Annotated in this window: 14 protein-coding genes and 1 pseudogene; 5 read left to right on the forward strand and 10 right to left on the reverse strand. The window is 40.5% G+C overall.

Annotation, left to right across the window (positions count from 1 at the left end):
* Position 1: 1 nt before the first annotated feature.
* From MKX97_RS13030 to MKX97_RS13050, 5 genes are read right to left on the reverse strand one after another with little or no spacing between them, the layout of a single operon-like run.
* Entirely contained in the window at positions 2-748 is a 747-nt protein-coding gene (locus MKX97_RS13030) for a 3-hydroxybutyrate dehydrogenase (RefSeq protein WP_342536148.1), read from the reverse strand.
* Entirely contained in the window at positions 741-1,697 is a 957-nt protein-coding gene (locus tag MKX97_RS13035) for a 3-hydroxyacyl-CoA dehydrogenase family protein (protein ID WP_078817981.1), read from the reverse strand. The genes MKX97_RS13030 and MKX97_RS13035 overlap by 8 nt, the downstream gene beginning before the upstream one ends.
* Positions 1,698-1,716: 19 nt before the next feature.
* The gene (locus MKX97_RS13040; protein ID WP_342536149.1) at positions 1,717-3,027 is read right to left on the reverse strand and encodes a GntP family permease; all 1,311 of its coding nucleotides are present in this window, start codon (positions 3,025-3,027) and stop codon (positions 1,717-1,719) included.
* A 22-nt stretch (positions 3,028-3,049) separates the two neighbouring features.
* Positions 3,050-3,691, reverse strand: coding sequence for a 3-oxoacid CoA-transferase subunit B (locus MKX97_RS13045; RefSeq protein WP_342536150.1), 642 nt, complete (start codon positions 3,689-3,691; stop codon positions 3,050-3,052).
* A complete protein-coding gene (locus MKX97_RS13050) occupies positions 3,669-4,370 on the reverse strand; it encodes a CoA transferase subunit A (protein ID WP_342536151.1) in 702 nt (233 codons plus the stop codon). The genes MKX97_RS13045 and MKX97_RS13050 overlap by 23 nt, the downstream gene beginning before the upstream one ends.
* A gap of 82 nt (positions 4,371-4,452) precedes the next feature.
* On the opposite strand from MKX97_RS13050, the gene MKX97_RS13055 reads away from it, so the two are divergent.
* Complete coding sequence (locus MKX97_RS13055; RefSeq protein ID WP_078817977.1) at positions 4,453-5,052, forward strand: TetR/AcrR family transcriptional regulator; 600 nt, start codon at positions 4,453-4,455, stop codon at positions 5,050-5,052.
* 578 nt (positions 5,053-5,630) lie between these two features.
* On the opposite strand, the gene MKX97_RS13060 is transcribed toward MKX97_RS13055, so the two are convergent.
* The gene (locus MKX97_RS13060) at positions 5,631-7,007 is read right to left on the reverse strand and encodes a VWA domain-containing protein (RefSeq protein WP_342536152.1); all 1,377 of its coding nucleotides are present in this window, start codon (positions 7,005-7,007) and stop codon (positions 5,631-5,633) included.
* Positions 7,008-7,246: 239 nt separating this feature from the next.
* Positions 7,247-7,510: a hypothetical protein gene (locus MKX97_RS13065; RefSeq protein WP_221835761.1), complete on the reverse strand. Its 264-nt coding sequence runs from the start codon at positions 7,508-7,510 to the stop codon at positions 7,247-7,249.
* A 382-nt stretch (positions 7,511-7,892) separates the two neighbouring features.
* On the opposite strand from MKX97_RS13065, the gene MKX97_RS13070 reads away from it, so the two are divergent.
* Together MKX97_RS13070 and MKX97_RS13075 are read left to right on the forward strand one after the other, a co-directional pair.
* Entirely contained in the window at positions 7,893-8,528 is a 636-nt protein-coding gene (locus MKX97_RS13070; protein ID WP_342536153.1) for a 2OG-Fe(II) oxygenase, read from the forward strand.
* Between the two features lie 701 nt (positions 8,529-9,229).
* On the forward strand, positions 9,230-10,081 hold the full coding sequence (locus MKX97_RS13075; protein ID WP_342536154.1) for a DegV family protein: 852 nt from the start codon (positions 9,230-9,232) through the stop codon (positions 10,079-10,081).
* 217 nt (positions 10,082-10,298) lie between these two features.
* Here MKX97_RS13075 and MKX97_RS13080 read toward each other — a convergent pair whose 3' ends face one another.
* Positions 10,299-10,847: a 5,10-methylene tetrahydromethanopterin reductase gene (locus tag MKX97_RS13080; RefSeq protein WP_342536155.1), complete on the reverse strand. Its 549-nt coding sequence runs from the start codon at positions 10,845-10,847 to the stop codon at positions 10,299-10,301.
* Between the two features lie 489 nt (positions 10,848-11,336).
* Between MKX97_RS13080 and MKX97_RS13085 the strand changes: the two genes are divergently transcribed.
* Complete coding sequence (locus MKX97_RS13085) at positions 11,337-12,110, forward strand: glucose 1-dehydrogenase (RefSeq protein WP_342536156.1); 774 nt, start codon at positions 11,337-11,339, stop codon at positions 12,108-12,110.
* Between the two features lie 195 nt (positions 12,111-12,305).
* Here MKX97_RS13085 and MKX97_RS13090 read toward each other — a convergent pair whose 3' ends face one another.
* Both MKX97_RS13090 and MKX97_RS13095 read right to left on the reverse strand, forming a co-directional pair.
* Positions 12,306-12,683 carry a PH domain-containing protein gene (locus tag MKX97_RS13090; RefSeq protein WP_342536157.1) on the reverse strand — a complete coding sequence of 126 codons (378 nt, stop codon included), beginning with the start codon at positions 12,681-12,683 and terminating at the stop codon, positions 12,306-12,308.
* Positions 12,684-12,764: 81 nt separating this feature from the next.
* Positions 12,765-13,826 (reverse strand): suppressor of fused domain protein, encoded by a 1,062-nt coding sequence (locus MKX97_RS13095; protein ID WP_342536158.1) that lies wholly within the window; start codon positions 13,824-13,826, stop codon positions 12,765-12,767.
* A 244-nt stretch (positions 13,827-14,070) separates the two neighbouring features.
* Between MKX97_RS13095 and MKX97_RS13100 the strand changes: the two are divergent.
* Positions 14,071-15,054 (forward strand): annotated as a pseudogene (locus MKX97_RS13100) (SMI1/KNR4 family protein); the annotation flags it as partial.
* Positions 15,055-15,173 lie beyond the last annotated feature (119 nt).

The raw sequence follows: 15,173 nt of genomic DNA on the forward strand, positions 1-15,173 counted from the left end.
TTTACATGCCGCCTGAAACGCTTAATGTTTCACCTGTTATCGCTGTTGCGTGTTTAGATGATATAAAATACACACTGTCCGCAATTTCTTCGGCTGTGATAAAACGCTGCATCGCTTGTTTCGGATAGACGATTTCGTTCAGTGCGTCCAATTCTGACATGCCTTTACTTTCTTCAAGCTCTTGTAATTGTTTTACAATTAATGGTGTTTTCACAGCACCCGGCAACACTGCATTAACAGTAATTCCGTGCATGGCCCCTTCCAAAGCCGCAACGCGAGTCAAACCGATGACGCCGTGCTTCGCTGCGACATAGGCCGCTTTTTCAGGTGATGCCATTTCACCGTGGACCGATGAAATATTAACAATGCGTCCGTGCTGTTGTTTTTTCATATATGGGAACACATATTTAGTCAGCAAGAATGGTCCTTTCAGCATCACATTCTGCAGCAAGTCCCATTGTTCTTCTGGGAAATCCTCTATTTTCGCACGGTATTGCAAGCCCGCATTATTGACGAGAACATGCAGCTCTTTGTCTTTACAAATTTTATCGATGACTCGCTGAACTGAAGTTGAGATCGCAACATTGAGCTCAACCGCTTCAGTTTTTTCGGGATATAAATCAGCCACTGCCTGCGCGGCTTCCAATTTCAAATCTGCCGCATACACATAATCCCCTTCTTCAACAAACTTCTTCACCATCGCAGCTCCTAAACCGCCACCGGCACCTGTCACTAAAATATTACGCATGATCGATCGCCTTCTCTCTTTTATTAAACGTTTGGAGCTGCTGGATTAACGAACGATCACGCTCTATGACGTATTCGTCCAGCCCCATTCCTGGATATTCAAAGAATCCTTTCGATGATTTGACGCCCAGATTTCCCTGATCGATTTTGTCCTTAATAGTAGGGAACGTCCGCACATCCGATTCTATTTTCGGTTGTAATTGCCCCATTACAATGTCCCATACATCCAATCCACCAAAATCCATAATCTTCAACACACCGCTTGATGCAAAACGGAATCCCGGCCCTGCAAAAATCGCACTTTCTAAATCCTCCTCCGAAACTACACCGTCTTCGAGCAAAGACAACGCTTCACGCGCTAACGCAGTTTGAATGCGGTTCGCAACAAGGCCCGGTACTTCCCGGCGGACTTCAATCGTCACTTTCCCCATTTTTTTCATAAACGAATTTACTTCATCGTACGTCTTTTGCTTCGTATCCGGACCTTTTAGAAGTTCGACTAACGGAACAATATGCGCCGGATTGAAAAAATGTGTTAACATCACGCGTTCTTTATGTTTTTCTACATCGCGTATGATGTCCGACATGCTTAAGCTCGAAGTATTGGAAGTTAAAATCGTATGCACTGCGCAAATTTCATCCAGTTGCTTGAAGATTTTTTGTTTTAACTTCAAATTTTCAGTTGCTGATTCAATAACTAAGTCACAATCCGCAATGTCTTCTATTTCTACAGTGCATGTTAAGCGGTTTTTAATGATTTCATCTGAATCGTTAAAAGGCATGCCTTCTTCTCGGAAAATAGTTAAATATGTCTGTAGTTTTTCTTTTGCCAGTTCCAAAGATTCCTCTTTCACATCTTGTAAAACAACTGGCATACCATTTATGATGAATTGAAACGCTATGCCAAACCCCATCGTTCCTGATCCGATAATGCCCACCTTTTGAATCATTTCACTGCCTCCTCAGACATCAATATAATAAAATTGCTGCGATCAACATTGGGATACTTGCAAGTAAAGGTGCTATAACTGAAACGGCGAAAATATGTTTATAGGCGTCTTTATGTGTTAATTTTGAAGCAACTAACACGGTAATAACTGCCCCGTTATGCGGCAACGAATCCAGCCCGCCCGAGGCGACTGCCATGATTCTGTGCATTACTTCCGGTTTCAATCCTAAATTTAAATACGACGATGACAGCGCTTCCATCGCAATCGCCACCCCCCCACTTGAAGATCCTGTAATTCCCGCAAGTGCTGTCGTTGCTATGAAAAGTGATAGTAACGGACTGCCCGGAATTTCTGTCATCGCTTCATTAAAAATTCCAAAGCCTGTCGTAATCGCAATAACAGAGCCGTATCCGACGTCTGCACTCGTATTGACAATCGGCAGTACGGCGGATACCGCACCTTCATTAAAGGTGTCTCTCTTAATGTCAATATACTTCCAGAATAATAAAGCCGCCAGTACTACCGCGCCCATCAGCGTGTAAATAATGTCCACTTTAAATATATTCAATGTAACTAGTAAAGCAATGGGAGGAATTAAACTCACTACAATATTCGGCAATGCGCGACCTTCGTAAATATCTTCAATTCCTTTAGATCTGCCTTTATCTGGATTCGTCATCCCCTCATACGTTTCGTTGCGCTGTTCTGAACGTTTTAACGCAAACTTTATATACCATAAGTTAACTGCAATGACGGTCACCGCTGCGATGATCCCGAGCAAAGGCGCTGCTGTAACAGTTGTTCCTAAATACTTTGTCGGAATGATGTTTTGTACAGAAGGCGTTCCCGGCAGCATCGTCATCGTAAACGTTGCAATCCCCGCAAAGAATGGTGCCATAAATAGATGCCATGGAATATCCAGTTCTTTGAATAATGGCTTGGCAATTGGCAGAACTGCAAAAATGACTACGAATAAACTGACGCCGCCATATGTTAAAAATGCACATATGGCCATAATTGCGACCAACACATTGAACTTACTTTCTTTTCCGACCACTTTCAATAGTAGATGAGCGATTCGACGAGCCGCGCCGCTGTCATCCATAAGCTTTCCAAACATGGATGCAAATAAGAATATCAAGAAATACTTTTGTACATAGCCGATAAACCCGGTCATGTATGTATCTTGGAAGGCATCTAAAATAGAAAATCCGTTTGTTACCATTACAAATAAACTGACAACGGGAGCGATGATAATGATACTATATCCCCTTAATGCTAAAACGATTAAAAGAATTAACGAAATGGCAATCGTAAGTAAACTCCACATCCGCTTTCCCCCTACTATTCGTTTATTTTTGTGTTAACGGTAAACCAATTTTGTCTTGCAGCTCTTCAAATGTCATATCACCGTATATATCATCCGCAAAGATCTTTCCATCTTCGAAAGTGAAGCTTGCATACTCCGTTACGAATTGATTGACTAGTCGCTCGCCGCTAGAATCAAGAGTCAGCGATTCCACTAATTTAGGCGATCCGTCTTTCGTGAAAAGTGTACTGGCCACAATTACTTTCTTTGCACCCGCAACTAAATCCATTGCACCGCCTACTCCCAAAATCGGCTGATTCGGCACAGACCAGTTGGCAATCTCACCGTAACGATCCACTTCTAACGTCCCTAAAACCGCCACGTCAATATGATGTCCTCTGATCATTCCAAATGAGAAAGCGCTATCAAAATACGACGCGTCAGGCATAATCGATACAGGATTTTTCCCCGCATCGATTAAATCGATATCCAATTCATCTTCATTCGGCGGAGGCCCTATTCCAAGTAAGCCGTTCTCACTCTGCAAATATACTTTTTTGTCTCCTATATATTTCGCAACAAGTGTTGGAATGCCAACACCAAGATTCACGGAAACCCCGTCTTTCAGCTCTTGCGCAATACGCTTCGCAATGACATCCCTTTTAGTTAACTTCAACGTAATCATCTCCCTTTTTGACATATTTGCTTTTCACTACGTAATCTACATAAATATGAGGAGTGATTATTTCTTCTGGGCGTAATTCGCCGATTTCGACAATTTCATCGACTTCAGCAATGACTGTTGCGGCAGCGGTAGCCATGACAGGATTAAAATTTCTCGCCGTTGTGTGGTAAATCAAATTGCCGGCCTTATCTGCCTTTGCTGCTTTAATAAGCGCAAGATCACCTTTTATCGCCTTTTCAAATAAATAACGGACGCCGTCAATTTCGCGGACTTCTTTTCCTTCAGCGAGTTTCGTCCCGACCACAGTAGGTGTGTAAAAACCGCCAATCCCGGCACCCCCGCAGCGAATCGCCTCCGCCAGCGTTCCTTGCGGCAGCAGATCAATCGCAAGCTCCCCTTTAGACCAAGCCGTTACTGCTTCTTTATTGATCGTAAAAAACGAGCCGATTGCCTTCGCAATTTTTCCTGCTTCAAACACTTTGTGCAGTCCTTTACCGTAATCTCCAAGGTTATTGCTGACAACTTCATAGTCACCGGCCTTAAAACCCGGCAGCGCATGCAGGACTGTCAGCGGCGTTCCCGAAATACCAAACCCCCCGACAAGCAGGCGCATCCTATCCTTGAACAATGGCTCGAGCTCATCAACCGTTTTTAATTTCTCCAATTTCCGCACCCCCATAGACTAGACTGTAGTCTAATGATATAATAGTATTAATGGAAAAGTCAAACTATTCTTAAAAAATCAAAAAGAGGGATGCATTGTGGATGTAACCGAAAACAAAACAGCTAAAGGTATTCAAACACAGCTTCATATTATGAATATTGCGCTCGATCTATTTAAAAAATACGGCTACGACAAAATATCAGTAGATCGAATCGTAAAAGAAAGCAACACATCTAAAGGCTCCTTTTATCAGCACTTCCCTTCCAAATCAAGCATTTTTATGATGCGCTTTATGGAGATGGACGAACACTATATACATATCTATGAAGATATTGAGCAAAAGTATTCTTCCGCCATCGAACGTCTGGAAGCTTTTTTTCTTGCTGTACTGCGCTGTATCGAAAAAGAACTAGGAAAAGACTTAATGCGCGTGATCTACTCCGCAGCAGTTATCAGCAACGAACACACCTTTTTCACAAACGAAGACCGGAAATTATACACTATCCTCCGACAAATTATTACGGATGGAAAACAAGATGAATCAATTCAAAACATCAGCTCCACACACGACTTTTTCCAATCTATTGTACAAAGCTTTATGGGAGCTATTTATTTTTGGGGGCTGCAGTTGGACAATACTGAATTGGAGGAGTTGGGGAGACCGCTTATTGGGCAGATTATAGCAGGGCTTCGGTGATAAAATGCTAATGAAACAGACTTCTGCAAGAAAGGTACTTCATTTTGTTTAAAATCCGCTGCTTTTGAACGATCAAAAACACTTCAAACACAGATGCCTTTAACTGCGCCCTCGCACAGTAAATTTAATCAAACAGAAAAAACCAGAACAATTAGCACTTTTATATCGTGTTGATGTCTGGTATTTTTGTTTGACCGACTGAATGACAAGGTCCAGTAGAACCCAAATCTACGTACAAAAACTTTTCTACTTCAGCGCCTATGTGCATAACTGACTACTAACCCTCATTACCCATACTGTACATGTATTTCATTTTTTATATTTAAATAGGTCCCTCTGCACTAAACAATTGTGTTAGTTTAAATATCCACATTTGTTTAAACGATCATGTTTGTTTCTTGCATAGGCACTTCAAACTGATTTATTGAAATAAAGTTTTTTGCTGAACTCAGATAAATTTAATCATTAGCGTCATATAAACAAATTCAGGACGTTACGTCTATACCTTTTCTGCCTTCAAGCGAAAAAACACTCCAGAAATCAAATGTCCTCTGATTTCCGGAGTGTACAACAATTACCTATTGCTGATGCTTCTTCCTAGCCGCCTCATTATGTTTCTCATGACCTTCTTTTATCACTTGATTGTACGTTTCATGGCCGTTTTTAATACTTTCATTATAAAGTTCATGGCCCTTCTGCGTAATATAATTATATTTTCTGTGCTGATCTTCAATTAAATAATTCGACAACTTGATTACAGCATCCGAGTCTTTATACTTCGTTTTTAAATAAGCACGCGCTTTCTTTAATCGTTCTTTTTCCTGCACTGATTGTTTCTGAAGTGCTTCTTTTGTATCAAAAGAAAGTTCCTTGAGATTCTCTTTTTGATCCCATGCATCTTTCTGGCTGGTCTCTTTCCACTCCCACCATTGCTTCTGGATCACTTCGTACTGCGCTCTCATATACTTCCTCAATTCTTTTTCTGAATTGACGTAAATAAACTCTCCGTTCCCTGCATCCGCCACCTTCTTCAGTAATGTTTGCCCTTCATTATCCACGTCATAGCCGATAATATTGACGACCGTCTGTATATTTCCTGCCACAAGATCTCCAGCCGCCTTCACAGGATCTCCTCCGCATGTTTCAATACCGTCACTTACCACGTACACGACTACTTCTTCTGCATCCGCAGGGATATCTTCTTTCACCGTTTCCAGTGCAAGCCCGATTGGTGTCCAGCCAGCAGGTTGCACTTTTCCAAGAGCCTCCCGAAATGCCTTCTCTTCAAACTTTCCGCTATAGTAATTCTCTGTACTTGTACATGAAAGTTGCTTATCTGCCTGATTACCCGAACCTTTATGACCGTACACTCGCATCGACATGGTCGCATCTTCCGGGATCTGCTTGGCAAAATCCAGGACCGCATCCTTTGCAGAATCCATTCGGGTCTTACCGCCCGCCATCGCTCTCATGCTGCCGCTCGCGTCAATCAAGATTGCATAGTGAGCTGTTTTCAATGTCGGCTGGTTCACTTGTTCATCAGGTTTCGTATGATCGACTTCCACTGATGTATCAAACGTCAGTAAGGTCTTCATTCCGTCATAATAGTCTTCCCCCACCAAGTTCAGCATTTCATTTAAATACTGCTCCACTGTCAACCCATCCGGCCACTGATCAATCGCTTCATTCACTTTTTCTCCGTCGTAGTTCTCTCCGCTATAAATACCCGGCTTCCGAAGCAAATCCTTCTCTACATCCGATAACTCGCGATCAACGCCTTCAATTTCATAATACTCGGGCTCTATTGGTTCAAAAGCATCTGCCTCTGTCTCAACTGTTTTCTCTTGTACCTCACCCTCTTCCTGTGTTTGCCCCTGTACTTTAGGCTCTTCTTTAACCGAGCAGCCTGTCAGCATTACGAGTGAACAAAACAGTCCATATAACAGCTTTTTCATCGCTTGATCTCCTTTGTCGTTACCATTTTAATTTGATTATAGCGAAAACTTCAGGTGAGAAAAGGCCGTATTTACAAAATCATTCTTATGGCGCGGTGCGAAAAGTCCATGAACAAAATACCTACATATGAAGAATCCTCCAATTAAAAGCACAAAAACTCCGCCAGTTTGCAAAAACCAGCGGAGTCTTTTATTTAAAGTATATAGATGAGTAGTTTTGCACACAAATATCTAAAAAATCAGTTGCCTGCGATATTTAGACACCATGTGAAGTTTTCCCAGGCGGAATACCAGCCGGTGAAAGTCTCGTGCGAATCATCCCACCGAACCTCAAATTTTTTCTGACCGTCTACCTCTATCAAATACAGCGCCAGCGTAGCGTCTTCCTTAGCTATCGCTAACAACATACCGTTTTGAAGTTCGTCTTCCGTAAACGGCACATCTGAAACCGAACGCACCTGTGCTTGTTCGAATACTTGCTTGTTACTAATTTTATAATTCATAAAGACCCTCCACTAAAACATTTATTCTTTTGTCCGTTCGTATGTACTTCTTCTTTAAATCATAGAAGTACAGAAGTTCATTTTATATGTATTTACCAATGAAATCAAAGGTGAATTAAATTAGCTTAATTCAATTAACTTGATAGGTTCGAATTTATGCCTTGATTTAGCGGAATCAAAACTACCGAACAAAATATGGAGAATACTATCTACTACTCTCCATACTTTCAAATTTTACGATATCTGATCTAGCGTGCTACAATAAATTGAATTTAATTCCAGGAGGAAGTGTGAATCATAAAAAGTATCCGTTATGAGCTGTAACCCATTGCACAAAAACGCACTTGTTTTGAAAATCAAACAGTTTAAGAGGTGTTCGAAGATGATAGCGGAGAATAAAGAACAAACGATATTTCATCATGTTGGCAAAAAAATTATGACGGATAGAGAGATTGACATAGTCGCTAGAATAGAAGAGCCATTGATCGTGGTTTTAGGAAATATGTTAAGTGATGAAGAGTGCGATGAACTGATCCGATTGGCTGCAGACAAAGTAAAACGTTCAAAAATTGGGACAACACGTGAAGAAAATGAGCTGCGAACAAGCAGCAGTATGTTTATAGATGACAGTGAAAACCTAATTGTCGCAAGAGTTAAAAAACGAGTTTCAGCAGTTATGAATATCCCGATTGAACACGGAGAAGGACTTCAGATCCTTCGGTATACGCCTGGTCAACAGTACAGAGCGCATCATGATTTCTTTTCAGCTGAAAGTAAGGTTACAAACAATCGAATTAGCACGCTTGTGATGTACTTAAATGACGTAGAACAAGGTGGAGAAACATTCTTTCCTCAACTGAAATTTTCTGTGTCGCCTCGAAAAGGGATGGCTGTCTACTTCGAGTATTTCTATAGCGACCAGATGCTGAATGATTTAACTTTACACGGCGGAGCACCTGTTGTTGAAGGTGAAAAGTGGGTTGCGACGCAGTGGATGAGGAAACAAAAGGTAACGTGAAATTAATTTGCATGCCTGCGCACCAAACAATCGTGTTAGTTTAAACATTCATGGTTGTTCGAACTAACTTGAATATTTAAATTGTTATGTTTGTTTTTTAAACAGGCACCTCATACTTGTATTGGTCACTATACGTTTTGGTTTTATTTTTGTAGAGCTGTGGTACAATCAGCATATAATAAAAAAGCTGAACGTCTACGAAACGTCCAGCCAATCACAGCTGCACCCCGCATGAAGAGCGGTTGACCTACTTAACAATTGAAGATGTTTTTACTAAAAAGAGTAACTCCCCATTGAGAACCTCGGTCAAAGGTAATGGGCGGTTACTTCTTTTTGTTAGTGCCGTAGCTAAAAATATACCGAATTGAAATAGCATATTCATTGATTTGTATGTCACCATATATAAACACCCCCTTTCTTTCAAGGGAGTGCCTAACCGCCCATCTGCTTTTTTGTGCAACTAATGTTTTTAGTCTATCATACTTGCAGATTGTTGAATGTCTTTTCTCTTTGGTCATTCATACATACATTTCTTCAATGAATAATTAGTGATCGATGCCTATGTACCAAGCAATTGTGTTTTTTAAACAATCACGACCATTCGAACAAACACAAATGTTTAAATTTTCACGTTTGTTTCTTACAAAGGTATCTCAATTCATAACCTGCATTAATAGAAAGAAAGTTGGAGGCGATGTCCTGTGAGAAGATTCATTTTATCGACTGAGAGCGGGGCCGATTTACCTGAATCCTTAGCAAAGAGACATAATGTACAAGTAATACCCATGCACGTAATTATGGATGGACAGGACTATTTAGATGGTCATCTACCCGTTAAAGAAATTTATGAATTTTATGATCGTACAAAAAAGATACCTTCTACATCTGCCACTAATGTCCATGAGTATAAAGAATTTTTCAAAAAAATCAAAACGGAATTTCCTGATAGTATTATCATTCATATCGGGTATACGTCAAAGGCATCTGCTTCCTTTCATAACGCGTTACTGGCTGCGGAAGATGTAGATGATATTTTTTTAATTGATGCGTTAAACGTAACAGGCGGATTAACTGCAGTTGTCATGTATGCGGTTACTTTGCTGGAGAAAGATCCGGAGATGGATCCTGTTCACTTGCTGGAAAAAATCGAAGTAAAGGTGCCTAAAACAAGACTCGCCTTCCTACCCGGCAGCTTAGATTTTTTAAGAGCCGGCGGACGAGTCAGCAATATGGCTTATTTAGGAGGTGCTTTGCTGAAAATAAAACCATGTATTGAATTAGTAGATGGCAAGCTTGTCTCAACTAAAAAATATCATGGCAAGATGAGCAAAGTTGCTGAAAAGTTATTCTTTGATTATTTACAGCAATACGAGATTGATAGACAACAAATTTATTTTATATACTCCATCGGATTAAGTGAAACTATCAAACAACGGATCAATGAAATTGCACTTGAAAAAGGATTCGAAAATAGTATTTGGATTGAAGCAGGCGCTATGATCTCTACACATTCTGGTCCTGGAGGATTTGGGATTGCAGGAATAGAAGTTTGACATTAAAAAGGACCTGTGTGAAAAACAAATATGAGATTTCAATTATTCATGTTTGTTTGAATTACTGTTAATTACTAAACAAACAAGATAGTTTCAAATACCTGAAAAGGTACTCTTAAACCAGAGGAAATCCCGTCAGTCCAGTATGACCGATGGGATTTTTTATAGGAATTATCTATTCCAGTAATGAGCAAGAGGAAATCCTGCCAATGAAAAATCACTTCCCTGCTTTTACAGCAGCGAGTTCAGTCGTCACGTTTCCTGCTGCATCAGTGATTTTAATAATGCCGATTCCTTTTGCGAGATACACTCGGGAACCGTCCGGATATTTCAGGATCACCGTGTTTTTAAAAGTACCGGCTTTTACTTTTACAGTCTTTTCCGTATTTTCAACAAGAACTTTATAGTCATCAAAGTGATCGCTTTGCATAAAAGTGGAGCCTTGCTTTAGCGGATAAGGTGCACTTACAAAAACAAAATCCGAATACCCTAAACTTGCCGACAAACCGAAATCGTCTTCAATATATACTAAATTGGCCAACTCCGGATAGTGTCGACTCTTTTTATTGTATAAATACGTAAATGTCTCTTCTTTCTTCACGTGAAACGTTTCTTTCGAAGGCTCGTTGAATGAAGGTGAATAGGTCAGGATTAAGCCGTCGTTTGGAGAAAGGCCGCTGTTCTCTGCTGCTGAAGCCGTACCGGCAGGCGCAGTGTAGGAAAAGCCGAGTATTAAGATAATGATTGCGAATAATGTTTTTTTCATTGGAATCATCCTTTCGTGATGGTTGTCTACTTGGAAGTTTATGAGACAGTTACTGTTGCTAGAACTGGCTGGGGAATAAAAGTGGTTATTCAGATGCTATTTGCTGCCTGTTATTTAATAATACCCCCTGTGTCTTTCTATCAAACTGTAATTATGTCTATTTGAAAAAAGCTCCTGTGTGAAAAAATCTCTTTGATGGCCTCTTTACATAGCGTCCAATGCTGATCGACTTTTTCTTTCAGTTACGTCAATCTATCCATTTTCTTCTTCACACTTTTATCAAAAATGGGGATGTATACATTTCAGAATAGTGTCCAAGTTGTCTGATGCACAGGCACCCTGTACTTAAATCAATCATGAATGTATTTAGCACGTACATGCTAAAAATATAATTAGATGTTAAACTAAATTTTTGATTTGGCTAGAATTTGGGCGTATATTGTTCATTAGTAAACAAATAGATGTATTTATAAAAAAGGAGTGTCTTTCATGGTAGGAATTATGAAGGGAAAAGCAGGATTAGTCACAGGATCAGGCTCAGGAATTGGCAGAGCAACTGCAATTGCCTTAGCAAAAGCGGGCGCAAAGGTCATGATATCTGACGTAAGTGAAGAAGCAGGACAAGAAACCGTACAAATTATCAAAGATAACGGCGGTGAAGCAGCATTTCTCAAATGTGACGTAAGTGATGAGGAGCAGGTAATCGCACTCGTGAATAAAACGGTTGAGACATTTGGCAAGCTAGATTTTGCACATAACAATGCAGGTATTAACAAGGGATTAAAGCCAATTGGAAAAATGGATTCCAAAGATTGGGATATTACACTAAAAGTAAATCTGTATGGAACATTTTACTGCATCAAGCACGAAGTAAATGCTATGCTGAAAACGGGTGGCGGTGCGATTGTCAATACGGCATCAGGTGCTGGTATTGAAGGTTCACCAAACATGGCTCCTTACACTGCATCTAAACATGCTATTGCCGGTTTAACTAAATCAGTTGCTTTGGAATACGGTCAAAAAGGGATTACCATTAATTCTATCGCACCTGGCGCCACCATCACACCTGCAATTGAAAGTTGGTCTAAAACTTCGCCAGAACAATACCAAGGCGTACTTGCATCACTTCCAGCAGGAAGAATGTCCACCGCAGAAGATCAAGCAAATGCTGTTGTATTTCTATGCTCAGACCTTGCAAAATCAATTAGCGGTGTAACACTTGCAGTGGATGGCGGTTATACTGCAGGTAAAATGCAACAATAATTCACATAGCTTTTAAACGTTTTTTATACAGAGAATGGATCAGGCATGAGGCTTGATCCATTTTTAAATGTAGTACCAGCTCCATGCACAATTAACATTACGATTATTTAAGTATTCCTATTTATTTCGTGAATAGCCTAATTTTAAAGCGTTTATTAGCCAATAATATCCGAATATCTACTTAAAAACCGATACTTATAAACAAACAGCCGCTAAAATCTTTTGAATGTCGTAAATGCTGGAGTCCTTCTTGAACTGCTTATTCACCAGCGGTTCCCTCGCACTGGAAATCCAAATTTTAAGCTCCGCATCCAAATCAAACGTCCCAGCCGTTTCAACGGAAAAGTGGGAAATGCTTTTATATGGAATAGAATGATATTCAACCTTTTTTCCCGTCATCCCCTGCTTATCAACAAGAATCAGCCGCTTCTCAGTAAACATCATGAGGTCCCGGACCACTTTAAACGCTGCCTTCACCTTATCCTCCTCAATTAAAATGGATCCCAGCTCTTTCTCTACTTTTTCAACATCCAAAGTCGATGCGTTTCCTACTAGCGAATCAAATAACCCCATAAAACTCCTCCATTTTATTTATCTTCAAAAATAAAAGTACCACTTCACAATTTCAATGGTAGATGTAGGTAAAGACGATGTTTAGCCAATGGTTGAAACCACTTTTCCATCTTGATCCAGAATATTCGTTTTAACGACTTGTATGATTATGTCTTTATAAGAAGACAAACGAATTTCTCCTTCTTTTGGGAGAAGCTTGTTCATGAGCTCGTTAACATCCGCTTCGCCTAGTTGTAAATGGACCGTCCCCTCACCTGTTTTGATTTCAGTCGTTAAAGCAGGCTCCAATGTTACGCTTATTTCTTTGCTCACTAAACTCAAATCTTTCCCCTTAAGCAGCCGACCGCGCAGCAGCTTTCCAACCGTATCAGCTTGTTTCGCTCCTAGTGTGAGCACAGCCGGTTTCTTTTTGAACAAACCATTCTTACCGGGTACCCAAGCTAGTTGATCTACATATAAAAACCCGGTGCTCGAACCGTCACGATCTATTCCTATTTGAACACTTTCCTGAACAGCAGGGACTCGCAGCATAGAATTTCGGGATAAATCTGTAATATAACCTGGAATTTCTGCTTTTCCAGCTTCAAGTAAACCTCGTGTATTCCATATTTTCATAGCCTCCAACTCATCCTCAGTGATCCCAACCATTTGAAGAAACTCAACACGTCCATTCGGCGTATGCAGTGTATCAAGTTCTGGATCTCGTATAAAAGCAAGAGCGGTTAGCTGTGTATCGGCTCCCAAGCAGATTGGACCATTCGCATCTAAATAATCGCCTGCAACGAAAATATTGTTACTGTTAAAAACATATCTTCCCATGTTTTGAAGGAGGTTCAATGCCCATGCTGGAGGCTCCTCCTCATCCTTACTACGGGCCACCCGAAAAGAAAGTTCAAACCCGTAGCCGCTACATTCGGTATTCTCCGACTCCTTCTCATAAAGTTCTGAAAAACCAAAAGTTACAATATGCCAGTGCGGGGAAGGTGTTTCCGCTTTATAAGCACTAAGGCCATCTAATGGATCTTGTCCACCAAACATATAAGAAATTGCGGTACCGTAATGCTTCGGTTCCTGTTCCCCGTATAGCTTCGTTACCGCTTCTTCAATTGCATCCCATCCTGTTGTGTTTATTTCTTCAGTCATTAGTTTCCCTCCAACTCGTATAGTATCTTTCACTCTCGCAATCTATTAATTATTATATTAAATGAAGAAAATATAAAAGGCTATGGGTCCTAAATCATCGGCTTTGTATATAACATTAGCCGGATAATTCTGGTATCCTTCATATCAAAATGCTACTATTAAAAATATAGGGGTTACCATATACATATGAAGTTATTATATATTTCATTGGGAGGTAGAAATGGATAAAAAGCGTATAGATCAATTGAATGAGGGGCAGGAAGCAGACGAACATCTTTTTTCAGATATGTTTTTAGCCGATTTTTGGGAGGACAGCGAGTATGCAAAAGAATCTTATCAATCTGAGCCACCTACGGATGAACTAATTGATTCGATCGAGAAAGAGCTTGGTTACAAACTTCCATCCTCATATATTCATTTGATGAAGTATCAGAATGGCGGAGTGCCAAAGAACACCAACTTCCCAACAGAGGAACCAACCTCCTGGGCAGAGGATCATATAGCCATTACAGGGATTATGGGAATTGGCCGCGAGAAAAGCTATTCACTGTGCGGGAGTCTCGGTAGTCCCTTTATGATTGAGGAATGGGAGTATCCTGACATCGGCGTGGTGATCTGTGATTGTCCTTCAGCCGGCCATGATGTCGTCATGTTAGACTATCGAGCGTGCGGTACAGATGGTGAACCTGAAGTTGTTCATGTCGATCAAGAAGATGATTATAAGATTACCTTCCTTGCCAATAATTTTGAGGAGTTTATCAAAGGCTTAGTGAACGATGAACAATACGATACGTCGGAAGAAGACAAAGAAGAAGCCTTGGATAAAGTAGCGCACGGCAAATTTTCTCCTCTGCTGGAGAAGCTGTGCTCTCGGGTAACCGAAGTGGAACAGGTGGAACAGAAAATCCGTAGCATATGTACAGGGATTGTAGAAGAGAAAGGCCATTTTTCTTTTCACGCAGATGAATTATCCTATGTCATGTATGATGTACAGTTTTGGTTATATACGAAGTCATATCCAGACACCAGTCGCGATCAATATGTAGATGTTTATCCGAACATCATCGTATTTGGAGATGAATTCGGCCAAAGCGGATATGCTCCCTTCTTCATTACAGATTGGCTTGACCATCGCATCAAGGAAGGGTGTATTGTACAGGATCAAGGGATGATTCGGTTTACCGATTCATATGCAGAGGAAGTAATTAATACGTTAAAAGAAGCCTAATTGCAGATCATGTTCATGCCTACTAATGGAAAGGGCACGCTTTTAAAGCGTGCCCTTCTTCTGTATTCAGTGGATCACCCGTTTTCCCTATATCCCCCCAATCATCTCCAGTACGGTAT

The organism is Sporosarcina sp. FSL K6-3508 (genome assembly GCF_038615825.1).
Taxonomy (GTDB): Bacteria; Bacillota; Bacilli; order Bacillales_A; family Planococcaceae; genus Sporosarcina; species Sporosarcina newyorkensis.